17 protein-coding genes and 1 tRNA gene are annotated in these 22,286 nt (G+C 41.8%); 7 read left to right on the top strand and 11 right to left on the bottom strand.

The features are described 5' to 3' along the window. Window positions 1-34 precede the first annotated feature (34 nt). On the bottom strand, window positions 35-1,618 hold the full coding sequence (gene prfC / locus L1267_RS14830; protein WP_235383286.1) for a peptide chain release factor 3: 1,584 nt from the start codon (window positions 1,616-1,618) through the stop codon (window positions 35-37). A 250-nt stretch (window positions 1,619-1,868) separates the two neighbouring features. On the opposite strand from prfC, the gene L1267_RS14825 reads away from it, so the two are divergent. Next, entirely contained in the window at window positions 1,869-4,523 is a 2,655-nt protein-coding gene (locus tag L1267_RS14825) for an ATP-binding protein (protein ID WP_235383285.1), read from the top strand. On the opposite strand, the gene rimI is transcribed toward L1267_RS14825, so the two are convergent. From rimI to L1267_RS14810, 3 genes are all read right to left on the bottom strand, one after another. Continuing rightward, a complete protein-coding gene (gene rimI / locus L1267_RS14820) occupies window positions 4,524-4,970 on the bottom strand; it encodes a ribosomal protein S18-alanine N-acetyltransferase (protein WP_235383284.1) in 447 nt (148 codons plus the stop codon). Continuing rightward, window positions 4,957-5,259, bottom strand: coding sequence for a hypothetical protein (locus L1267_RS14815; RefSeq protein WP_135925943.1), 303 nt, complete (start codon window positions 5,257-5,259; stop codon window positions 4,957-4,959). The genes rimI and L1267_RS14815 overlap by 14 nt, the downstream gene beginning before the upstream one ends. 68 nt (window positions 5,260-5,327) lie before the next feature. Then, a tRNA-Trp gene (locus L1267_RS14810) sits at window positions 5,328-5,404 on the bottom strand. Window positions 5,405-5,867: 463 nt separating this feature from the next. On the opposite strand from L1267_RS14810, the gene L1267_RS14805 reads away from it, so the two are divergent. After that, window positions 5,868-6,959: an NADH:flavin oxidoreductase/NADH oxidase gene (locus tag L1267_RS14805; protein ID WP_235383283.1), complete on the top strand. Its 1,092-nt coding sequence runs from the start codon at window positions 5,868-5,870 to the stop codon at window positions 6,957-6,959. Between the two features lie 483 nt (window positions 6,960-7,442). Here L1267_RS14805 and guaA read toward each other — a convergent pair whose 3' ends face one another. Both guaA and guaB read right to left on the bottom strand, forming a co-directional pair. Further along, window positions 7,443-9,020, bottom strand: a complete 1,578-nt coding sequence (gene guaA / locus L1267_RS14800; RefSeq protein WP_135925945.1) for a glutamine-hydrolyzing GMP synthase — start codon at window positions 9,018-9,020, stop codon at window positions 7,443-7,445. Between the two features lie 100 nt (window positions 9,021-9,120). Then, window positions 9,121-10,590 carry an IMP dehydrogenase gene (guaB, locus tag L1267_RS14795; protein WP_235383282.1) on the bottom strand — a complete coding sequence of 490 codons (1,470 nt, stop codon included), beginning with the start codon at window positions 10,588-10,590 and terminating at the stop codon, window positions 9,121-9,123. A 134-nt stretch (window positions 10,591-10,724) separates the two neighbouring features. Between guaB and xseA the strand changes: the two genes are divergently transcribed. Further along, window positions 10,725-12,059: an exodeoxyribonuclease VII large subunit gene (gene xseA / locus L1267_RS14790; protein ID WP_442960565.1), complete on the top strand. Its 1,335-nt coding sequence runs from the start codon at window positions 10,725-10,727 to the stop codon at window positions 12,057-12,059. A 2-nt stretch (window positions 12,060-12,061) separates the two neighbouring features. On the opposite strand, the gene L1267_RS14785 is transcribed toward xseA, so the two are convergent. Both L1267_RS14785 and cysE read right to left on the bottom strand, forming a co-directional pair. Beyond that, window positions 12,062-12,643 carry a hypothetical protein gene (locus L1267_RS14785; RefSeq protein WP_138558359.1) on the bottom strand — a complete coding sequence of 194 codons (582 nt, stop codon included), beginning with the start codon at window positions 12,641-12,643 and terminating at the stop codon, window positions 12,062-12,064. Window positions 12,644-12,729: 86 nt separating this feature from the next. Then, window positions 12,730-13,554 (bottom strand): serine O-acetyltransferase, encoded by an 825-nt coding sequence (gene cysE / locus L1267_RS14780; RefSeq protein ID WP_135925949.1) that lies wholly within the window; start codon window positions 13,552-13,554, stop codon window positions 12,730-12,732. 341 nt (window positions 13,555-13,895) lie between these two features. On the opposite strand from cysE, the gene L1267_RS14775 reads away from it, so the two are divergent. From L1267_RS14775 to L1267_RS14765, 3 genes are all read left to right on the top strand, one after another. Further along, entirely contained in the window at window positions 13,896-14,297 is a 402-nt protein-coding gene (locus tag L1267_RS14775) for a hypothetical protein (protein ID WP_235383281.1), read from the top strand. Between the two features lie 3 nt (window positions 14,298-14,300). Continuing rightward, window positions 14,301-14,618 carry a helix-turn-helix transcriptional regulator gene (locus L1267_RS14770; RefSeq protein ID WP_135925951.1) on the top strand — a complete coding sequence of 106 codons (318 nt, stop codon included), beginning with the start codon at window positions 14,301-14,303 and terminating at the stop codon, window positions 14,616-14,618. A 289-nt stretch (window positions 14,619-14,907) separates the two neighbouring features. Next, the gene (locus L1267_RS14765; protein WP_235383280.1) at window positions 14,908-15,921 is read left to right on the top strand and encodes a sensor domain-containing diguanylate cyclase; all 1,014 of its coding nucleotides are present in this window, start codon (window positions 14,908-14,910) and stop codon (window positions 15,919-15,921) included. A gap of 3 nt (window positions 15,922-15,924) precedes the next feature. Here L1267_RS14765 and L1267_RS14760 read toward each other — a convergent pair whose 3' ends face one another. After that, window positions 15,925-18,810 carry a M16 family metallopeptidase gene (locus L1267_RS14760; RefSeq protein WP_138558360.1) on the bottom strand — a complete coding sequence of 962 codons (2,886 nt, stop codon included), beginning with the start codon at window positions 18,808-18,810 and terminating at the stop codon, window positions 15,925-15,927. A 247-nt stretch (window positions 18,811-19,057) separates the two neighbouring features. Here L1267_RS14760 and L1267_RS14755 point away from each other — a divergent pair, with 247 nt between their 5' ends. Further along, entirely contained in the window at window positions 19,058-20,014 is a 957-nt protein-coding gene (locus L1267_RS14755) for a methylenetetrahydrofolate reductase (protein WP_235383279.1), read from the top strand. Here L1267_RS14755 and L1267_RS14750 read toward each other — a convergent pair. Both L1267_RS14750 and L1267_RS14745 read right to left on the bottom strand, forming a co-directional pair. Continuing rightward, window positions 20,011-20,979 (bottom strand): sensor domain-containing diguanylate cyclase, encoded by a 969-nt coding sequence (locus L1267_RS14750; protein WP_235383278.1) that lies wholly within the window; start codon window positions 20,977-20,979, stop codon window positions 20,011-20,013. The genes L1267_RS14755 and L1267_RS14750 overlap by 4 nt on opposite strands. 48 nt (window positions 20,980-21,027) lie before the next feature. Then, window positions 21,028-22,263 (bottom strand): DEAD/DEAH box helicase, encoded by a 1,236-nt coding sequence (locus tag L1267_RS14745; RefSeq protein ID WP_235383277.1) that lies wholly within the window; start codon window positions 22,261-22,263, stop codon window positions 21,028-21,030. Window positions 22,264-22,286 lie beyond the last annotated feature (23 nt).

Below are 22,286 nucleotides of genomic sequence, written 5' to 3'. Positions count from 1 at the left end.
TACGGGCACTTAAATTTGATGCAAGCTTAGTGTATTAGTTTTCGCGTGTATGATTAAACTTGATGTCTGGATAGCGTTCCATCGATAAGTTCAAGTTAACACGGCTTGGTGCGATATAAGTGAGATTATCGCCGCCATCTAATGCTAAGTTGCTCTCGCATTTACGCTTAAATTCTTCAAACTTTTTAACATCGTCAGAGCTTACCCAACGGGCAGTGTTTACGCTGACACCTTCGTAAATCGCATCTACGTTGTACTCTGCTTTTAAGCGCGCAACAACCACATCAAACTGTAGTACACCGACCGCACCAACAATAAGGTCGTTGTTAATAAGTGGTCTAAATACTTGCACAGCACCTTCTTCAGATAGCTGAACTAAGCCTTTTAATAATTGCTTTTGCTTAAGTGGATCTTTTAAGCGAATACGACGGAATAATTCTGGTGCGAAGTTAGGAATACCACCAAACTTCATTTTTTCACCTTGTGTGAAAGTGTCACCAATTTGAATCGTGCCGTGGTTGTGTAAACCTATGATGTCACCCGCGTAAGCATCTTGCGCTCGCTCACGGTCACCGGCCATAAAGGTTACCGCATCAGAGATACTCACTTGTTTACCAATACGCACGTGGCTCATCTTCATACCTTGGCTATATTTGCCTGATACAATACGCATAAAGGCAATACGGTCACGGTGTTTAGGATCCATGTTCGCTTGAATTTTAAATACGAAGCCAGAGAAGCTCTCTTCGGTTGCAACAACTTGGCGGTCTTCTGTTTCGCGTGGTAGTGGTGCAGGCGCCCATTCTGTTAAGCCATCAAGTACATGGTCAACACCAAAGTTACCTAATGCCGTACCAAAATACACAGGTGATAGCTCGCCCGCTAAGAACAGATCTAAGTCAAATTCGTGTGATGCACCGACAACTAGCTCAAGCTCTTCACGAAGCTGCTCTGCCAGTTCGCTACCAATAGCTTGATCAAGCTCTGGGTTATCGAGTCCTTTGATTGTTCGAACTTCTTGAATAGTGTGGCCTTGGCCTGTGCTATACAAAATCGTTTCTTCACGGTGAATGTGATACACACCTTTAAACTCTTTACCGCAACCAATCGGCCATGTGATAGGTGCACAGGCGATGTTAAGCTCGGTTTCAACTTCGTCTAATAACTCCATTGGGTCACGAATATCACGGTCACACTTATTCATAAAGGTGACGATAGGTGTAGTACGTAAGCGTGTTACTTCCATTAATTTACGAGTACGATCCTCAACACCTTTCGCAGCGTCGATTACCATTAGACAAGAGTCAACCGCTGTCAATGTACGGTAGGTATCTTCAGAGAAGTCTTCGTGTCCTGGAGTATCAAGTAAGTTAACCAGACGCTCATTGTAAGGAAATTGCATAACTGACGTAGTAACCGAGATACCACGTTCTTTTTCCATTTCCATCCAGTCTGATTTTGCGTGCTGGTTTGAGCCACGACCTTTTACGGTACCCGCTTTTTGAATCGCTTGTCCGAATAACAGAACTTTTTCTGTAATGGTGGTTTTACCCGCATCCGGGTGCGAGATGATCGCAAAGGTGCGTCGTTTATTAATTTCGGTAGTTAAATTAGACATGTAAGCTGCTTTTAGTCATAACAAAGCGCACTTAACTGCCTTATAAATTATAAAGCTCGGTGCGCACTGTAAAAATAAAATAGAATTGCCGAGTATTATACCTTGTTTGTCTTAGCCAAAAAAGCAGCGATTGTAAGTAATTATTCACCTTGGGTTAGGGATTTTCGTTGTTCACTTTTTTGCTAAGCTTGTGTAATCAAGTTGTAACGCATACTATGGATAAATTGCACGGAGGATATTAATTTAGGTCATGAAAACCAGTAAGCTCAGTATTCGATTATTATGGTATATCACCCCATTAGTGATTTTACCTTTGTTGTTTTTAGGTGGCTTTACGTTAACCAATGTGACCAATTCAACAAAAAAACAAGCTGAGCTGATTGTGAGTCGCTTTGTTGAACAACAACAACAGAAGATCTTCAACTACATAGACTCGTTTCATTCTATTACGCGTTTATTATCAACGTCTCCAGTACTTGCCGACTTTTTGTCTCGAGAGCCGGGCTCTAAAAATCAATATATCGAGCGACTTGGCGAATTAATGAATGTATTTGCCAGTTATTCAGAAGCTTACCCAGATATAATTAGTATTAATTATGTTGCCCCAGACGGCAAAAGTGACGCTTTTTATTCAAGCCAATTGACTCCAGCGCCAAAGAGCTACCCGTTTTTCAAACAAGTACTCAAATCAAACCTGCGTCAACAGCAATTTATGATCCCCAAAGAAGACGGTTCGACCAGCCTCTATTTTGTGCATCCAATTTATAACATTGATTACTACCTAAAACAGCCTCAGCAGCTTGGCTTTATTGTGGTACATGTTGAGCCATCTATTTTAAACGCCAGTATTTTAGAAGCCCCATTTAATAACACCCTAAATTTATTCTTAACTACTAAAGGGCAAATTTTATTTAGCTCTGATTATGACCTGCGCGGCAACTACTTAAGTGAATATGAGCTCGAGCAAATAAAGAGATTAGCTGATTACGGAAAACTGGCCGATATTGAATTATCAAGTATCGATAAAGAAGAGCGAATTATCTACGCTGTGCAAATGACGGACGGCGACTATTTCATTTCAACAACTCCCAAAGATTTACTCTATCAGTCAGGTAAAGCAATTAGCTTAATAACTGCACTGATTGTAATTATCTCAGTGATCTCGTTACCAATTTTAATTTATATCGTTGTTCGTAATTTACTGTTAACCCCTGTCGAATTATTAGGTGCTGCAAGTCACCGAGTAGGTGATGGTGACTTATCAGTTTATTTACCTGCGCATACTAACGATGAAGTGGGTGTCTTATTTAACGATTTTAATCACATGGTAAATCAAATTCGTGACTACCAAGATGAACTCGAAGAGTACAAACACCACCTTGAAGAAAAAGTAGAAAGCCGAACTAAAGCGCTTGAAGCTATGAATAACAAACTTGAAGTGGCTATTGCCCAAGCTGAACAAGCAAACCAATTAAAGAGCCGCTTTTTAGCAAATATGAGCCATGAAATTCGCACCCCACTTACCGCAATCATGGGTTTTACTGAGCAACTGCTACACAACAAAGATGCGGTGAATGATGAGCAGCATTTAAGTACAATTTTGCGAAACTCTAAACACCTTTTAGAGCTCATAAATAACATTCTCGATTTATCTAAAATTGAAGCAGAAAAACTGGCTGTCGAACGAAGCCCTTGCTCGGTTGTTCAATTAATTCATGATATTGATTCAATCATTCGTCCATTAGCGAATCAAAAGCAACTGCAGTTTAATATTAATTACAACTTACCAATTCCTCAAAGCATTAACAGTGATACCACACGCTTAAAACAAATATTAATAAACATTGCTAGCAATGCCGTTAAATTTACTGAGCAAGGCTTTATCTCGCTTGATATTCACTATAACGATGAGCGACAGCTATTAGAGTTTGTCATTGAAGATACCGGAATTGGTATGTCTGAGCGTGAAGTTGAGCGAGTATTTAAACCGTTCGAACAAGCCGATGCCACAACAACTCGTCGATTTGGTGGAACAGGCCTAGGTTTATGTATTTCAAAGAACTTGGCTCAGCTATTAGGGGGAGATGTAAAGCTTGTCAGCGAGCTAGGTAAAGGTAGTAGCTTTACCGTGCAAGTGGCCTGTCATTTAAACCCTGAACAATTACAACGTAATGCGTTTATTCACAACTACGAACAATTGTCTCCGGGTTCAGATACACAATTATCCTTCGCTGAAAATAGTTTTGATGCTCATATTTTAGTGGCTGAGGATAATCCAGATAATCAATTATTGATAAAACTATTGCTACAAACTTGGGGGCTCGAACCTGACATTGCGAAAAACGGCGCTGAAGCCGTAGAAATGGCTCTGGTTAATGACTATCAGTTGATTATCATGGATATGCAAATGCCAGTAATGGGTGGATTAGAAGCAACGCAAATGCTCCGTCATGCTGCATACGATGGCCCTATCATAGCCTTAACAGCAAACGTTATGAAAAATGACGTTGATACTTATTTAGAAGCTGGTTGCGATGAGGCACTGGCTAAACCAATCGATAAACACGCTCTCGAGAAAGTACTAGTTAGCTACTTAAATATTGAAAAAGACAGTCAAAATAAATGGGAAAACTTACTGAAAAGTGAGAAATTCCAACAGATCAATGATAACTACCGTTCTAAACTGCCTGATTATTTAAGCCAAGTGGTACGACTGTATCGTGCAAAAGAGTGGGAGGCATTACGATCTCTTGCACACAGTATTAAAGGCAGCGCAGGGTGTTTTAGCTTTGAAGAAATCCACAAAACGGCAGGTCAACTAGAAATGGCATTGAGCACGAACCAAATGGCACAAGTTGCAGACTGTTATGAAGCACTCATTAGTGCCCTAAAAGAGGCCGCTTAACTAAAGCCTTAAAGTTAGCCCCATCAAAATAGCATCTTCATTACCTGTCGCAGTTGGGTAGTAGTTTTTACGCACTGACATTGAGCTAAAGCCTGCACTCTCGTACAAACCAATTGCAGGTTTGTTTGATTCTCGTACTTCTAAAAATAAGTTCTCTGCTTGGTATTGCTCACCATGCTCAATAAATGCGTTTAATAATTGTTTTGCAATACCCTGCCCTTGATACGCTGGCGCTACACAAATATCCATTAGAGTAAAGTCTGGCCCTGCTTGTTCACCGATGTAAAAGCCAAGCATTTCATCATCACTAAAGGCTGCAAGGTTAAAATAGCGACCAGCTAAACACGACAGCATGGTCTTTTCTGTCCACGGATGACTATGACAGGCACTTTCAATAGCCATTAACTGGCTAATATAGGTTGCATCTACAGGTTTAAAGCTTATCAAGTTGTTCACCAATTAAAGACCAAAGTTGTTTTTTCTGCTCAGCTGTGAGCTTCTCACTCGGCAAGGCTAAACAGCCATCCTGCCAGCTAATATTCTCAGCTTTTACTACCTGTGTGATCACTATTGGAGCAAACGCTTTTTCAAGATCTTGATGTAGCTGCAGTGGAAGTACTAAAGGTGCTTGTGCTGTTACAGTGACTTGTTCATCCTGAGTTTCAGGCACAGTTCGATAATGTTGTTTTAACTCGAGTGATTGTACAGAGAATATCGCAGCGTAACTTGGATTCATAACAACTCAATCATGATTAAGAGCAAGTAATATAGGAAGATTTGCGATTAAAGTAAAGCAGGAAGAAATGGCAGGGGCGGAGAGATTCGAACTCCCAACCGTCGGTTTTGGAGACCGCTGTTCTACCAATTGGAACTACGCCCCTGCAATGACGACGAATTATATAGAGCTTTTTTCAAAGGTAAAGTAAAAAAACACAGTTTTTAGTTTAACTGCTTCTTAAATAAACAAAACGGCGAATTAGCACGCTAATTCGCCGTTTTGATTTTTTGCGACTCGTCGCTTTGAATATTGAAATGCACAAGGCATGAGAAAATAGGAAGCCATTAATTAACTAAAATTAAAGCCAATGTTACTTATTCGCAATTTATTGAGTATCAACAGTAACCGCCCTTGAAAAAGGAACATGTGATGACCACTTTAACCTTATGATTAATAGACACAGTAATCACATTTCATATTCATGCTATTCAGCAATAACAACTGAATAAGCAAATACAAAAAATAGGTACCAGCAGGAGGAATTCAGCCTCCCCTACTTTGCTCAGAAAAATTGGGGGTGAGGCCATCCTATGGCATTCTGCTGAAAACAACATTGAGAGGTTAAAATGAGCCAATTATTTAGTGCCGCGAAAATCGGAGAGCTCAATCTTACAAACCACATAGTTATCGCACCAATGTGTCAATACTCCGCTGAATCTGGACAGGCTAGCTCCTGGCACCGCATGCACTATGGTTCGCTGGCAACGTCTGGCGCTGGATTGCTAATTTTGGAGGCCACAGCTGTTGAACCTATTGGCCGTATTTCAGCGGGAGATTTAGGACTGTGGGATGACGCGACAGAAGCCGCATTAGACAGTGTTTTGTCTGATGTTCGCGCCTGGTCTCCCATTCGTATAGGTATTCAGCTTGGTCATGCCGGGCGAAAGGCTTCTTGTCATGTGCCATGGCAGGGAGGTCATAAATTGACGATGGATGAAGGTGGCTGGCAAACAGTTGCTCCTTCCGCGTTGGGCTTCAATGAGCAAGACGAAACACCAGAGTCACTCGACTTAGCGGGTCTTGCGCGTATTAAACAGGCGTTTGTTGACAGCGCAATTCGTGCAGTACGTGTAGGAATTGATCTAATAGAAATCCATGCGGCGCATGGTTACCTACTCCACCAATTTCTTTCTCCACTAAGTAACCAAAGGCAGGACCAATATGGTGGTTCGCTGGAAAATCGCCTACGCTTTCCTCTTGAAGTATTTGAAGCTGTGCGTAAAGCCATCCCTTCTTCAGTCCCTGTTGGAGTTCGTCTCTCGGCAACTGACTGGGTTGATGACGGTTGGGATGTTGAGCAATCGATTGTGTTTGGTCAGCAACTAGAACAGCTGGGTTGTGACTATCTGCATGTTTCCAGTGGTGGGCTTTCGCCGCAGCAATCCATTGATGTAAAACCAGGGTATCAGCTTCCGTTTGCTAGTGCCATTCGCCAACAAGTTACAATACCGGTAATAGGTGTAGGCTTAATCACTGAGCCTCAGCAGGCTGAAGAAGCGCTGAAACAAGGGGATGCTGATTTGGTTGCATTAGGTCGCTCTGTGCTTTTTAATCCGCATTGGCCTTGGCAAGCTGCCGTTGCGCTAGGTGCTCAGGTTCAGGCTCCGCCTCAATATTTGCGCTCTGAACCACATGGCTCGAAAGGTACGCTTGTTTAACCTTAAATATTTAACAGGCTGACTACAACGCGCACAAAATTTAAACGGTGGGCTATCGATACTTCTCCATTTTCTTTGCGCCAAGATGGAAACTGTTATGAAGTATCTGCAGCTCAGCAAAAAAACTCGTACTGTGTCACATATTCTGTGTAATCGAAGACTAAATAGCTATTGGTGCTAACTCATTAAACGTCACATTTGTCACGAGAGTTTAAGCTTCATGGCTGACAAAAGTGTTAACAGGAAGACCTTGTCACTTAATCACAAACTCTTATCAGCACAAATGTGTGCTGTGTTCAGCCTCTTTGGTTGGCTATTTACTCAGATTTGGCACGCTTATGCAGAGTTAGAGCTGTTGTCGATTTCTGGATTTGCTGATTTCTGAAAACCAACAGTCATTATCCCTATAAAAAAATGCCAGTCAGTAAAACTGACTGGCATTTTTTATTGGCTTAAGGCTTTATTAGCTCTTTTGAGCTAGCCCTATTCCCATTCGATTGTTGCCGGTGGTTTACCTGAAATATCGTAAACAACACGTGAGATACCATCGATTTCGTTGATGATACGGTTAGAAACCACACCTAAGAACTCATAAGGTAAGTGTGACCAACGTGCCGTCATAAAGTCGATTGTTTCAACACAACGCAGTGATACAACCCAGTCGTATTTACGCGCATCACCCATTACACCTACCGATTTAACTGGTAAGAATACAGTGAATGCTTGGCTTACTTTGTGGTAAAGCTCAGCTTTGTGTAGCTCTTCGATGAAGATAGCATCTGCGCGACGTAGTAAGTCACAGTACTCTTTCTTGATTTCACCAAGTACACGAACACCTAAACCAGGACCCGGGAATGGGTGACGGTAAAGCATGTCGTAAGGTAGACCAAGCTCAAGGCCAATTTTACGTACTTCATCTTTGAATAGCTCACGTAATGGCTCTACAAGACCCATTTCCATGTCGTCTGGTAAACCACCTACGTTGTGGTGAGATTTGATTACGTGTGCTTTGCCTGTTGCTGATGCAGCAGATTCGATTACGTCTGGGTAGATAGTACCTTGACCTAACCATTTAGCGCTTTTCAGCTTTTTAGCTTGCTCGTCAAATACTTTAATGAAAGTATGACCAATCGCTTTACGCTTATCTTCTGGGTCTGACTTACCAGCTAAGTCTGCTAAGAATTGATCTTCAGCATCTACTTTAACAATGTTTAGGCCAAACTTGTTGCCAAACATGTCCATAACTTGCTGACCTTCGTTTAAACGAAGTAGACCGTTATCAACGAATACACACGTTAACTTGTCGCCGATTGCACGGTGAATAAGCATAGCTACAACAGATGAATCAACACCACCTGATAAGCCTAAGATAACTTCGTCGTCACCCACAGTTTCTTTAATACGCTCGATAGCATCATCGATAATTTTAGCTGGTGTCCATAGCTTTTCACAGCCACAGATATCAATTGCAAAACGCTCAAGTAAACGTTGACCTTGATGAGTGTGAGTTACTTCTGGGTGGAACTGTACGCCGTAGAAACGCTTTTCTTCCCAAGACATTGCAGCATGTGGACATGTTGATGTTTTAGCAGTAGTTTTGAAAGTATCTGGAATTTCCATTACTTTATCGCCGTGGCTCATCCAAACGTCTAGTACGCCAGCACCGCCGTCAGTAATGTGGTCTTCGATAGCATCGAATAACGCACAGTTACCTACTTTCTCAACTTGCGCATAACCAAACTCTTTCTTATCAGAGCTGTGTACGCTACCACCCAGTTGCGTTGCCATTGTTTGCATACCGTAACAGATACCAAGTACTGGAACGCCTGCGTTAAATACATACTCAGGAGCACGTGGGCTGTTTTCAAGTGTTGTAGACTCAGGGCCACCCGACAAAATAATACCTTGTGGATTAAATTCGCGGATTTGCTCTTCAGTTACATCCCATGCCCATAACTCACAGTAAACACCAATCTCACGTATACGACGTGCGATTAACTGTGTGTATTGCGAACCAAAATCTAAAATGAGAATTCGTGAATCGTGAATGTCTTTGCTCATGGAGTATCTCGTTAGTCAGGAACTGCTCCCAAAAAGGGAGATGATCAATAAATTAGGGCTAGCAAATGCTAGCCCATGTAATTTCAATACCTTAAGGTAATTAACCTAAGCGGTAGTTTGGCGCTTCTTTGGTAATTTGCACGTCGTGAACGTGTGACTCACCCATACCAGCTGAAGTAACGCGAACAAATTGAGGTTTAGTATTTAACTCTTCAATTGTTGCACAGCCCGTTAAGCCCATTGCGCTGCGAAGACCGCCCACCTGTTGGTGAATGATTGTCGCGATAGGACCTTTATAAGCAACACGGCCTTCGATACCTTCAGGAACAAGCTTGTCTGCTTCGTTCGATTTTTGGAAGTAACGGTCTGATGAACCTTCTTTTTGGTTCATAGCGCCAAGGCTACCCATACCACGGTAAGACTTGTAGTAACGACCTTGGTATAGCTCAACTTCACCCGGTGCTTCTTCAGTACCCGCTAACATTGACCCCACCATTACACATGATGCACCGGCAACAAGTGCTTTTACGATGTCACCAGAGAAACGAATACCACCGTCAGCGATAACAGGAATATCGCGGCCTTTTAAGCCTTCAACTGCGTCAGAAATAGCCGTAATTTGTGGTACACCACAACCTGTTACGATACGAGTAGTACAAATAGAACCAGGGCCAATACCTACCTTAACAGCGTCAACACCTGCATCAGCAAGAGCAATCGCACCTTCAGCTGTTGCAACGTTACCTGCTACGATTTGTAAATCTGGGTATGTTTGACGTGTTTGAGCAACACGGTCGATTACACCTTGTGAGTGGCCATGTGATGTATCGATAAGTAATACGTCAACACCTGCTTCAACAAGGGCTGCGATACGCTCGTCAGTACCTGGACCAACACCAACAGCGGCACCTACACGAAGACGACCTTGCTCATCTTTACATGCGTGTGGCTTGTCTTGTGCTTTTTGATAATCTTTTACAGTGATCATGCCTTTTAATTTAAATGCATCATCAACAACAAGAATTTTTTCGATACGGTGCTCGTGCATTAGACCTAAAATCTCATCACGGTCTGCACCTTCTTTTACAGTAACTAACGATTCTTTTTTCGTCATTACTGTAGAAACTGGCTGTTCAAGCTTAGTTTCAAAACGCATATCACGGCTTGTTACAATACCTACAAGGTTATTGTCAGCATCGGTTACAGGGAAACCTGAAAAACCTTTTTCTTCTGAAAGCGCGATAGCATCAGCAATTGTAAGATCCGCAGTCACAGTAACAGGGAAAGAAACAATACCTGCTTCGTACGTTTTTACTTTACGTACGTTTTTAGCTTGCTCTTCAATTGTCATGTTTTTGTGGATGAAACCTAACCCGCCTTCTTGCGCTAAAGCAATCGCTAAGCGAGCTTCTGTAACAGTATCCATAGATGCTGAAACTAGCGGCAAGTTAAGATTGATACCACGCGTTAAACGAGTTGAAATATTTGCCGTGTGTGGCAAAACAGTAGAATGACCTGGTACTAAAAGTACGTCGTCAAAGGTAAGAGCTTCTTTAGCGATTCTTAGCATAGTGCAACTTCTCACATGTGGATCTGAGTATAAGGAATTGCGGCCAAATTTTATCAGCGTTGTTGGCACGAGTAAATAAAATTATTCATTTATTTGTGTTAAAGTACACACAGATTTTTTTACTGGGGTTTTTAATGGCTTTCATGCAATCAACACAGCCTGTTTATACAGTCTCGCGACTAAATAAAGAAATTCGTCATGTTTTAGAGCAAGGCTTTTCGTCGCTGGTATTAAACGGCGAAATTTCTAACTTTATTGCCCCAGCCTCAGGACATTGGTACTTCACTTTAAAAGACGACCGAGCACAAGTAAAAGCAGCGATGTGGCGTGGCAATAATCGCGGTCAAACGTTCCGCCCGAGCAATGGTGCACAAGTGACCGTTCGCGCTCGCGTGTCATTGTATGAGCCCCGCGGTGATTATCAGCTGATTGTTGAACACATGGCCCCTGCCGGTGAAGGCTTATTAAAACAAGAATTTGACGCCCTTAAAATGCGCTTAGCTGCAGAAGGTCTATTTAGCTCAGCCCACAAAAAGCCATTACCAACCAATATAAATCGTGTTGGGGTGATCACCTCTGCCACAGGGGCTGCTATTCGCGATATTCTTACTGTATTAAAACGCCGCGCTCCGCAGCTTGAAGTCGTGATTTACCCAGCAATGGTGCAAGGTGCAGATGCCCATAGCCAACTAATAGAAAAAATAAACATCGCCAACCAGCGTAACGAAGTAGATGTTCTTATATTAGGTCGCGGTGGTGGCTCACTCGAAGATTTGTGGTGCTTTAACCATGAGCAATTGGCTCGTGCCATTTTTGCAAGTCACTTACCCATCGTTAGCGCCGTTGGTCACGAGGTCGATACCACGATTAGTGATTATGTCGCCGATATTCGCGCAGCCACTCCTTCAGCTGCTGCGGAGCTTGTTAGCCCAAACAGCGAAGAGCTGCACAACAAAGTTAAGCAGTTAGTTAGACACTTAAATCATGCCTTTAAACATTCATTGGCAGTAAAACGCAGTACCGCAACGCAATTTGAGCACCGCTTACAGCTTTGTCATCCGCGTAATCAACTCAATCAACAAGCGCAAAAATTAGATGAGCTAAGTTTAGCCTTACACGGCGCGATGAATAGTAAAATTCAGCGATATGAGCGAGTACTTGCTAACTTAACACCACGCTTAATGCAACGTTCTCCTGAAAAGCAGTTAGCTAAGAGCGAGCATCAGCTGGCGCAATTACATGCTAGGCTTACACAGGCAATGCAACAACAGCTTTCAGGTTCTCGAAACAAGCTTTCATTACAGGCGAGTCGTTTAGATTCTGTGAGCCCGCTCAGTGTGTTGGCGCGTGGTTACAGCATTACTAAAAACCAACAAGGTGGGGTGGTGAAATCGGTTAACGATGTAAGTTCTGGTGAGCTTATAACTACTGAACTTGCCGATGGTCAACTGCAATCAAAAGTTGTATAAAATTACTCCGTGCTTGCAATAATGGTTAGGCTATCGTCACTTGAGGTGGTGGAAGTAAATTTAAATTGCTTCCACCAGCTTTGCTCCACCATTTTATCGGTCATGTTACGCCAATAATGGCTTGGCAACTCATCAACCCCCTCTGGTTGCAGCAGTTTAAACTGACAAACTGAGCTTTTGCATCTAGAGATACTCAATTCTGGCTGCACGGGTAAGTCTGCCATAATTAAAAAGTCGCTCATGGCTGTTTCAATTTGGTAAGCCCACGCCTCATCTCGAGATTGCTCTTCTAATAAAGTATAAAGATCCTCTAGATGTGAGTTGATTTGCTGCGGAGGTATCGCACTTGAACGGTAACTGGCAATCACCGCTTGTTGGTTTTCGACTTGTAACTTCAGCTCTGCGACTTGTTGCTCAAGCTCGCTTTCGCTAACAGCTACTGAATTAACTTCAGCGACTTGTTTTTTAATAACAGGCGCTACAGCAGTGGCTTGCTGCTCAGGGGCTTCCATTGTTTGCATTTCAACAAATTCTTGCTGATAAGTTTGCGGCTGATGCTGTGGGTCAGGTTGAAAAAATGACATGGTTACAGCGCCACAAATAAATGACGCTATAACAGCTAATCCAAAAGATAATTTAGACAATTCCATTGCACTTTATTGGTGTAAAACTACAACATAGCACTGGTGTGCGATGCATTACTAGCGGTAGTCGTACCATCATCTAAAAAGTTTTGGTTCATGCTTTCTGCTGGGCAAGGGCAGCTTGGTTTACCCACAACTTTAGCTGGTACACCAACAACCGTAGTGTGTGCTGGAACCGCACTCAGCACCACAGAATTGGCACCAATACGCGCCCCCTCACCTACTTCGATGTTACCCAGTACTTTTGCACCCGCGCCAATTAATACGCCGGCACGAATTTTAGGGTGGCGATCACCTTGCTCGTTACCTGTACCACCTAAGGTTACTGATTGAAGAATCGATACGTTATCTTCGATAACCGCTGTTTCACCAATTACAATCCCAGTTGCATGGTCAAACATAATACCATGGCCAACTTTACAAGCAGGATGGATATCAACGCCAAAAACCTCTGAGGTTCTACTTTGAATGAAGCGAGCAAGCTCTTTTCGGTTTTGTTGCCATAAGCAGTTTGCGAGTCGATGAGCCTGAATTGCATGGAAGCCTTTTAGATTAAGAATGACAGTTAAGTAACTATCGGCTGCAGGGTCGCGATCTTTAACTGCTTTTATGTCATGAGCAACATGCGTTAGCATTAAGTCACATTTAACAAAGGCTTGGTCGAATAATTCACGAATAGTAAACGCCGAAACCACCGCATCAGCGAGTTTATTAGCAACAATAAAACTCAGCGCTGAACCTAAACATTCATGATTTAACACACACGAATAAACGTGACTTGCTAAAAGCGGTTCACGGGAAACGACTTCGTTTGCTTCTTCACGGAGCTTTTGCCAAATTTCATGACGCATAATATTGCCTTTCTGGTTGTACCTAACTGCTAAGGCTTAAGTTTAACGGATTTGTAGCAAGATGTACTAACCCGTTGTTTATTTGTTCTGGTTATATCTAATAACCAGAGTAGCAAAACCACTTTTTGCTCATTTTAAGGGAGTTTTAAGGCTATCTCATATGACAGAAGCAAACTCAGAGCTGAAGCCAACAGTTAAATTAAACTTCTTATATTTCAATAACAAAACAGATATGACATCTTACCTGTCATATGCCAAAATAGGCACTGGCATATCGCTGACGGCGTAAAAAACAAAAATAATCATTAAATTTACATCATCAACTTAACAAGGAAACGATGATGAAAAACGACGTACTAAACTCACATAAACTAGGTTATAAATTTTACTTTCAAGATGGTGATAACCAAATCGCATGCTTTGGTCACATCATGAGCGGTAAAGAACAAATATATGTAAACGACGAATTGGTTAGTGAAAAGCGCAGCTTCGGCTTTAAAAGTCATCACGACTTTAACTACCAAGATACTGCTTATGCTGTCGATTTTGAGATGCAAAGCATACTCACAGGCAAGCTTGAATGTTCGTTTTACAAAGCTGGTAAATTAGTAAAACAAAGCACACAAACCGCGCTTACTGATAACCCAAAACAAGTGGCTATGGTTACCTTAGGCTGTTTTATTGGTGGTGCAATATTTGGTTACGCAGTCGTTACTTTCATTGAACCGTTTCTTGGGAAGTAACTGATGCAGCTGAATCCCAATACAATCAAGACGCTTAGACTTAAATTCGATTGGACGCAGCAGCAATTGGCCGATGCCTGTGATGTAAGCCTACGTACCATTCAGCGAGTTGAAAAAGAAGGTGCGGCATCAAAAGAAACCACCATGAGCCTATGCGCAGTATTTGAAGTACGCCAAGGTGAGCTAATTAAACTCGATGACGATGTATCTGAACAAAGCGCAACACACGCAGTGAGTAAGCAAAATCTCGCTGCAATCGTAGCGGCTTCTTCGTTTATTAGTTTTGCTCTTGGTATGGCGACGGTATTAGTTATTTTTTAGGAGCAGCCAATGACCAAGGAACAACGTGGCTATGCAACACTTATAGCCTTCATGAAAGTAGCAATATTGTGCGGCATTGCCGTGAAAATTGCCTCTTTATTTTAATAAGTTCTCTGTCAGAGTTGAGCCTCGGGCTTGATTCTGACACGAAGCTGCATCCCAAAACGACGTAATTTTCTAAAATACGTTTTGCCACCTTCCTCGCTATTATCAGACGTATCCATATATTCTTAAAAAGCAGCAGCACAGAAAAGCTAGCTATTTAGGATTATTTTTTACGACCATAACAGTGAAAACTTATCATTTGTTGCTAATCTTACATAAGTGGTATTGGCTGGGTAATAATGTGGTTGAGTCAAAAGAATTCTTAAAATTAATACTCGATAGCATCTCTGAGCATATCGTAGTTATCAATGAACTAGGTGATATCATCTTTGTTAATCGCAGTTGGCAGACTTTTGGCCAAGATAATAATTGCAGTTGTGACGTGCAGTGGCGCCAACAAAACTATTTAGCAATTTGTGAATCAGCTGCAAAACAAGGTGATGAATTTGGTATAAAAGCACTCGCAGGCCTACAAAAAGTCATCAACAGTCAACAGCAAGAATACTATTTAGAATACCCTTGCCACAGTGATACTGAAAGCCGCTGGTTTTTGATGCGTGCAGTACCACTAGAATATCAATCACAGCGCTATGTCGTTATTAGTCACTTAAACATTACTGAAAGAATGCGAGCAGAACAGCAATTAAAAATGCTCGCGCACATTGACGGCCTTACTCAACTTGCGAATCGTCGCCATTTCGACAATTTCTTTGAACAAGAATGGAGTCGCTGTTTACGTTTAAAACAGCCCATTTCTATAGCCATGATTGATCTTGACCATTTCAAGTTGCTTAATGATAACTTTGGCCATTTAGTCGGCGATATTTGCTTAAAAAGTCTAGCAAACTTGCTTACACAATTTGCCCGCAGACCCAGTGATTTATGTGCAAGATACGGGGGAGAAGAATTTGTATTAGTTTTGGGTAACACACATAGCGAGCAGGCCTATCAACTACTCTCTCGGTTTATGACGCAATTAACCGAGCTACATATTGAAGAGTTGCATAATCAACAACTAACCGTAAGTATTGGTTTAGCAACTTTAGTGCCTGGTTTTTTAGACAATGCGACCACGTTAATTGACATGGCTGACAAAGCCCTTTATCAAGCAAAAGAAACAGGTCGAAACAAGCTAGTTGTTGCACAAACACAAACTGACATTGTGAGCAAAATGCCCCTAACTAGGGGCATTGAATAGCGGTTATTGGAATACCTTTTCAACATCAAGTACGCTGATATTTTTTGCAGGTATCGCAAGTTTATAGTCAGCAATCAGTTTGTCTTCAGCAACAAGCTCTGCTGGTTTTTCAGCGTTATACACCATAGGTGATGTTTGCTCTGAGGCTAGGCGTTTTTGCATGTCTTTGCCATCACCGGTAATAAACACATAGTGAATATTCTCAGTTTGCAGGTTATCGCGAATAACACGGTTAACATCATCAAGGGTTAGCTTTTCAAGCTTGCCGCGCACATAGTCAACAAAGCTCTCAGTGTTGTAGAACTCACTATCAAGCGCATAGCCTAATTGGCGATCTTGGCTTGCAACCATTTGTGGCACAAAGTTAATTAAGAAGTTACGAGTCGCTTCAAAATCTTCTTTGCTGATGCCATTTTTAATTAGCTTATCAAGCTCAAATAACGCTGTACGCGTTGCAAAGTGCGCATCGTTGTTAGAACGAAGCGGACGTAACCATACTTGGAAAATTTGCTCTGAACGACCTAAATTAGCATCAGGTTTTGTTTGGAACATACCACGCGGGAAGTACTCAATATACGCGTAGTCACCATAGTTCATACCACGTGTTTGACGAATGCGCTGATACAAGAAGCTGTTTGAGCTGCGGTGTTCGCCAAAGTAAGAGCGAACTAACCAAAGCGCTGTCCAGTCATCGCTGCTACGAATAGTATCGATTGGGAAACCAAATGATACAGCGGTAGATTGCGCTGATTTTTCAACAATAGTCGCATGATGACCTTTTAGCGCTGGTGCATCTGGGATCATTAAGCGGCTTTCTTTACCTTGTGGAAGCGATGTTAAATCTTTCATCATTGCTGATTTAACTTCACTTGGAATAGCACCAATTAAACCAACCGTTAATTTTGATTGAGTAAACTGCTTAGCATAAAACGCTTTCACATCGTCAAGTGTCAACGCTTCAAGGTCTGATAAATCACCATAGTTATAGCTTTCGTATGGGTGACCTTTATAAAGCTGATGATAAAGCACTTCTTTACCTAACTCTTCGTCATTTGATGCTTTAAGGCCTGCTTTAATGCTATCGATAAGCTCTTTTTTCAGACGCTTGAAATCATCTTCTCTAAAGCCAGGGTTTAACAACTGGTCGCTAACAAGTGCATACCACTTCGCTGCATTGTCTTTGTGCACACGGCCACGTATTGAAATCATTTCTTTATCGATTTGATAGCCAAAGCTTCCCGCCAATGGGTATAAGGCTTTTTGAATATCTTTATAGCTCATAGTTTCTGAGCCACCTTGCGCTATCATCGCAGCAGTGAGTGCAGCTAAACCTTTTTTACCTTGTGGATCAGCCGCTGCACCGGTATTAAATAACCAGTTAACATCAACTAAAGGTGAGCTATTTGTTTTATCAAGTACTTTAAAGTGACGTTCTGTTGGGGCTTGTTCAATACTTGCAACCAGCGCGTTTAAATCAACCTCTTGTTCAAAACCAGCCACTTTATCAAGCGCCGACATTGTCACAGTAGTGCGGCTTGAATCAACAAAATACTTGTTTGCTACCGCTTTGATATCTTCAGGAGTGATGCTATCAGCAGTTGCGTACAGTTGGTTAATAACCTCAGGGTCGCGCTCAAAATGCATGTAGCTTGCAAGCGTTGACGCAATTGACTGCGATGAATCAAGACCATTAATAAAGCTGTATTTAAGGTTTGATTTTAAATCCGCTAACTTTTGTGCATCAACTAACTCAGTACGTGCTTGTGCATAAGTACGGTTAATCGCATCACGGGCTTTAGCAAGGTCCGCTTCGTTTTCGACTTTTACAAACACATGTAATAAACCCGGATCTTTAGTATCTGGGTTATAGGTAAACATTTGGCTAGCAATTTGTTTATCAACAACTAGCTCTTGATAAAGTGCCGAGTTGTTAGAGAAATAAAGCTGCGAGATTAAATCAAGGGCTGCACGGTCTTTTTGGGTTGGATCCCATGCCGTGCCTTTGTAAGACACAAGCAACCAGTGACCTGGTAAACCATCATTTTTTTCATGTACATATTTTGCAGCTTGTTGTTTTGGCTCAACAGGAATTTCTGCTTGGTAATCGCCCTTTTTCCAGTTACCCCAATGCTTTTTCACCATTGCCATGGTTTCTTGTGGATCAACATCACCAACAATGACTAAAGATACATACTCTGGTTTATAAAATTTAGCGAAAAACTCTTTACCATATGCCATTTGATCAGGCATAGCTTCAATGTCTTCAAAAAAGCCCATCGTGGTATGCTTATACGTGTGCTTTTCGAATGCTTCGTTACGAACAGCAGAAAGTAACTTGCGAATTGGGCTGGCATTATTCTTTAGATACTCACCTTTAACAGTAAGCGCTTCAGTGCGGAACTGTTCTTCACTGTATGTGAGGTTTTGGAAAATATCGGCTTCGATTTCGAGTACTTTGTCTAAGTGCTCTTTTGAAAAGTTTAAGTGATAGTTAGTGTAATCGTTGGTCGTGTACGCGCGATTATCAACACCTGAATTCTTTAAAATATCTGAATACACATCTTGCGGGAATTTTTCAGAGCCTTTAAACATCATATGCTCAAAGAAGTGTGCAAAACCGGTTTTACCTGCTTCAACTTCGTTACGTGAACCTACCGATACCGGAATTTGCAGTGAAACTACATCTGGGTAATCGGTTTTTACCACCATCACGCGAAGGCCATTATCAAGCTCTTCTAAAAGGTAGTCTTGGCTGAATACACGACTATCGTCTTGGCTTGCTAGCTGCTCAATTTCGACTTCTTTAACCATAGTTGACTGTGAATTACTCGCGCAGCCACTTAGTGCTAGCGTTACAGCAACACTGGTTGCTAGTAATCTAAATTTCATAATGTTCCCTTGTTAGTTATTTTTTTCATGATCATTGCTGATTGATTATGCATCAAAGTGCCAGAAAATATGAGAGCCAGTGCAATAATTTATGTAAACAGGTGTGTCAATTTAGCGAAACGCTCGGCTTTCAATATGAGTAAAATTCATAGTCATTGAAAAACTTTCATGAAAAAAATCTATCTAGACGTCTAAATGGCTGCTATATTGTTTGTCATAGACATGAGCACGAGCTGGAATGAGGATTATGGCTTTGTCACTACAAGAGAAAATTGAAGACACCAATCAAGGCGTCTACCTAATTGGTACTACACCGCCAAAATCAGGCACAGATAAAGCCACATTAGAAACTATTGCGCAAAAGCTTCTTGGTCGTTTACACGAAATTGAATACGATGGTGTAATCATTTATGACATTCAAGATGAAAGCAGCCGTACAGCGATTCCGCGCCCTTTCCCATTCAAAGAGACTGTCGACCCGCGTGAGTATTCTAAGTTATTACGTAACTTATCTCAGCAAGATGTTATCACCTATAAAAGTGTTGCCCAGCGTGGCGAAGCTGAATTTACCGAATGGCTAAACGAAACTCGTAATGAGTTTGAGTTAAAAAACTTAGTGCTAGTCGGTAGTCCATCATCTGATGGTGATATCAAATTAAGCCTACCTGATGCATACAAAACCTTAGCAGAGCAAAATAGTGATGTATTTTTAGGTGGTGTTACGATTGCTGAGCGCCATGCGAGCAAGCGAAATGAACATGAAAGACTACTTAAAAAAACACAGCAAGGCTGTCAATTTTTTATTTCGCAAGCCGTCTATAATGCCCAAGCGACAATAGACTTGATCACCAGTTATGCTCGCAGCTGTAAAGCACAAGGCACAACACCAAAACGCATTATTTTAACGTTTACCCCTTGTGGTGGTGAAAAAACTTTAGAGTTTATGGAATGGTTGGGTATTTCTGTACCTGAGGCAACTAAGTACCGTATGCTCGATGCTGCAAATACTTTAAGCGAATCAGTGCGTATCTGCCGTGAAAATCTCGACTTAATTTTACAAAGCTGCGCACATTTAGATGTACCGCTAGGTTTAAATATTGAGAGCTTAACTAACCGTAAAGAAGAAATTGATGCATCAATCAATCTTTACCGTTTACTAAAAGCAATCATGGAATTAAACCTAGCTGAGAAGCAAATAGCTTAGCGTGCCGCCTTCGAGGCTTGCTTTTTCTCATACATATCTTCATCTGCCCGCTTTAATAGCTCAGCAAAATTTTCTTTTGGCTGAGCTATTACCCCTGAGCCAATACTTAAACTCGTGACAGGAATGCCCCGCTTTTCTAAATTTATCTGAAAAGCGGTATTAAGCTTATCAGCGATACTGTCTATGCAATCACCGGGCTGAACTTGCAATAAGGCAATAAACTCATCGCCCCCTAGGCGGCCGATAATATCGGTTTCACGTAGGCATTCTTTCATGGTGTCGGCTAAACAAATCAGTGCGAGATCGCCCACTTCATGGTCATACGTATCATTGAGTGGTTTAAAGCTATTTATATCGATAAATAAACAACTAATATCAAAACCAAGACGTTTCGATATATTTAATTTATGTTGGCAAAGCAGGTCTATTGCACGGCGGTTATAAATATTGGTCAGTGAATCGAGCATGGCAATTTCACGCATCTGTGTGAAGTTGTCTAAAAGCGCAAGGTCATCTTCGACCATATCGCGAAGCTGTTCTATCAATTCTAAAAAGCTCTGTTGATAATGGGTTTGTTTAAAATCCATTACGCAAAAAGTACCAAACGGGTCACCACTTGGCCAGCTAATAGGCACTCCAAGATAAGACTCAAAGCCATCTTTTACCAGCGGGCTGTCATCCCATTGACTATCTTGACTGGCATGATCAACATAGAGCGGTGCCATATCACGCAGTACTTTTTTACAGAAAATATTATCGTCAGCACTTAACTCGGCCCCCGCCTCATAGGGGTTTTCTTGCTGCTCACTGGAGACGATAATGCGATAAACATTATCAGTTTTGTGGACTATAAAGCCCGCGGGTGCAGAAAACAGCTCAGTCATGAGATCTATTGTTTTCTGCCACTTTGCTAAGGAGAATTGCTTATCAGCGCGGCGAAACGTCCATTTATTCTCTTCTAACATACTAAACTCTCATCTTTAGCCAGAGGATAGTATAAATATACGCCAAATTTAGGAACGTCTCCTACTTTTTTGCCCTAAAATACGTTTTTTATCGCGGGAACGTCGTGCTTTATTTGTATTTTTACGAACCTGTTTTGGCTCTTTTGTTAAGTCCGGCTCATAACCTGGTAACCACTGCGGCGTGAGCCTTGTGTCGAGCAATATATCTATTTCGTCCAGTAACCACTGCTCATCTATGCTAACTAATGACATCGCAACGCCTTTTTCGCCCGCACGCCCTGTGCGACCAATGCGATGTACGTAATCCTCAGCCACATAAGGCAGCTCATAGTTAATCACATATTTTAGTGAAGCAATATCAAGACCACGCGCCGCAACATCCGTTGCTACCAGCACCCTTGTTGCACCTGATTTAAAGTTTTGTAGTGCTTTATCACGCGCTCCTTGGCTTTTATCGCCATGGATAGACTCTGTTTTTAAGCCATCTTTACACATTTCTTTAGCGAGCAAATCAGCTGTTTGTTTAGTGCGAGTGAAGATCAGTACTTGCTGCCAATTTTTCATGCCAATCATATGAGAAACTAACTCTCGCTTACGATCTTCATCAACTGCATAAACTAGCTGCTCAATTTCAACCGCGGCTGAGTTACGCTTATTCACTTCAACTAATTTAGGATCATTCAATAACTGCTTACTGAGTTTAAAAACACTGTCATCAAATGTGGCTGAAAAAAGTAAGGTTTGGCGCTCTTTTGGCACATGACGCAAGATGCGTTTAATCTCATCAATAAAACCCATATCAAGCATGCGATCAGCTTCATCAAATACCAAGGTGCTAATATTTGAGAGTTTAATACTGCCTTTGATCAGGTGATCAAGTAAGCGTCCCGGCGTTGCAACTACAACCTGCGCCCCTTTAATGGCTTTAATTTGCGGACCAATACTAGCTCCGCCATAAGCAAGCGCGGCTTTGATATCAGTGTGCGCAGCGTAGCGCTCTACGCTTGCAAAAACTTGCTGGGCAAGTTCGCGGGTTGGCGTAAGAATAAGCACTTTGACGGCACTTGGTAGCGCTTCTAAGGACAATAGCTTATCTAATAAAGGCAAAACAAATGCTGCTGTTTTACCAGTACCCGTTTGTGCGCTGCCCATTACATCAGCACCAGCCAAAATAAGAGGAATAGTTTGCGCTTGAATAGCCGTTGGGGTGTGATAATTTTCGGCTTGCAATGCTTCTAAAAGCGCTGGTGCAAGATTTAACTCTGAAAAGGTCGCTGCTGACATGATATGAGGTACGTTTACTATAA

Origin of the sequence: Pseudoalteromonas sp. OFAV1 (genome assembly GCF_021532595.1) — a bacterium.
Taxonomy (GTDB): domain Bacteria; phylum Pseudomonadota; class Gammaproteobacteria; order Enterobacterales; family Alteromonadaceae; genus Pseudoalteromonas; species Pseudoalteromonas lipolytica_C.
Note: the sequence above shows the minus strand (reverse complement) of the source record. Positions and strands in the feature narration are given on the sequence as shown.

Bases quoted from the DNA above. Each gene is read 5' to 3' on its own strand.
- prfC (WP_235383286.1), bottom strand. From the start codon at position 1,618: ATGTCTAATTTAACTACCGAAATTAATAAACGACGCACCTTTGCGATC.
- L1267_RS14825 (WP_235383285.1), top strand. From the start codon at position 1,869: ATGAAAACCAGTAAGCTCAGTATTCGATTATTATGGTATATCACCCCA.
- L1267_RS14815 (WP_135925943.1), bottom strand. From the start codon at position 5,259: ATGAATCCAAGTTACGCTGCGATATTCTCTGTACAATCACTCGAGTTA.
- L1267_RS14805 (WP_235383283.1), top strand. From the start codon at position 5,868: ATGAGCCAATTATTTAGTGCCGCGAAAATCGGAGAGCTCAATCTTACA.
- guaA (WP_135925945.1), bottom strand. From the start codon at position 9,020: ATGAGCAAAGACATTCACGATTCACGAATTCTCATTTTAGATTTTGGT.
- guaB (WP_235383282.1), bottom strand. From the start codon at position 10,590: ATGCTAAGAATCGCTAAAGAAGCTCTTACCTTTGACGACGTACTTTTA.
- xseA (WP_442960565.1), top strand. From the start codon at position 10,725: ATGGCTTTCATGCAATCAACACAGCCTGTTTATACAGTCTCGCGACTA.
- L1267_RS14785 (WP_138558359.1), bottom strand. From the start codon at position 12,643: ATGTCATTTTTTCAACCTGACCCACAGCATCAGCCGCAAACTTATCAG.
- cysE (WP_135925949.1), bottom strand. From the start codon at position 13,554: ATGCGTCATGAAATTTGGCAAAAGCTCCGTGAAGAAGCAAACGAAGTC.
- L1267_RS14775 (WP_235383281.1), top strand. From the start codon at position 13,896: ATGAAAAACGACGTACTAAACTCACATAAACTAGGTTATAAATTTTAC.
- L1267_RS14770 (WP_135925951.1), top strand. From the start codon at position 14,301: ATGCAGCTGAATCCCAATACAATCAAGACGCTTAGACTTAAATTCGAT.
- L1267_RS14760 (WP_138558360.1), bottom strand. From the start codon at position 18,810: ATGAAATTTAGATTACTAGCAACCAGTGTTGCTGTAACGCTAGCACTA.
- L1267_RS14755 (WP_235383279.1), top strand. From the start codon at position 19,058: ATGGCTTTGTCACTACAAGAGAAAATTGAAGACACCAATCAAGGCGTC.
- L1267_RS14750 (WP_235383278.1), bottom strand. From the start codon at position 20,979: ATGTTAGAAGAGAATAAATGGACGTTTCGCCGCGCTGATAAGCAATTC.
- L1267_RS14745 (WP_235383277.1), bottom strand. From the start codon at position 22,263: ATGTCAGCAGCGACCTTTTCAGAGTTAAATCTTGCACCAGCGCTTTTA.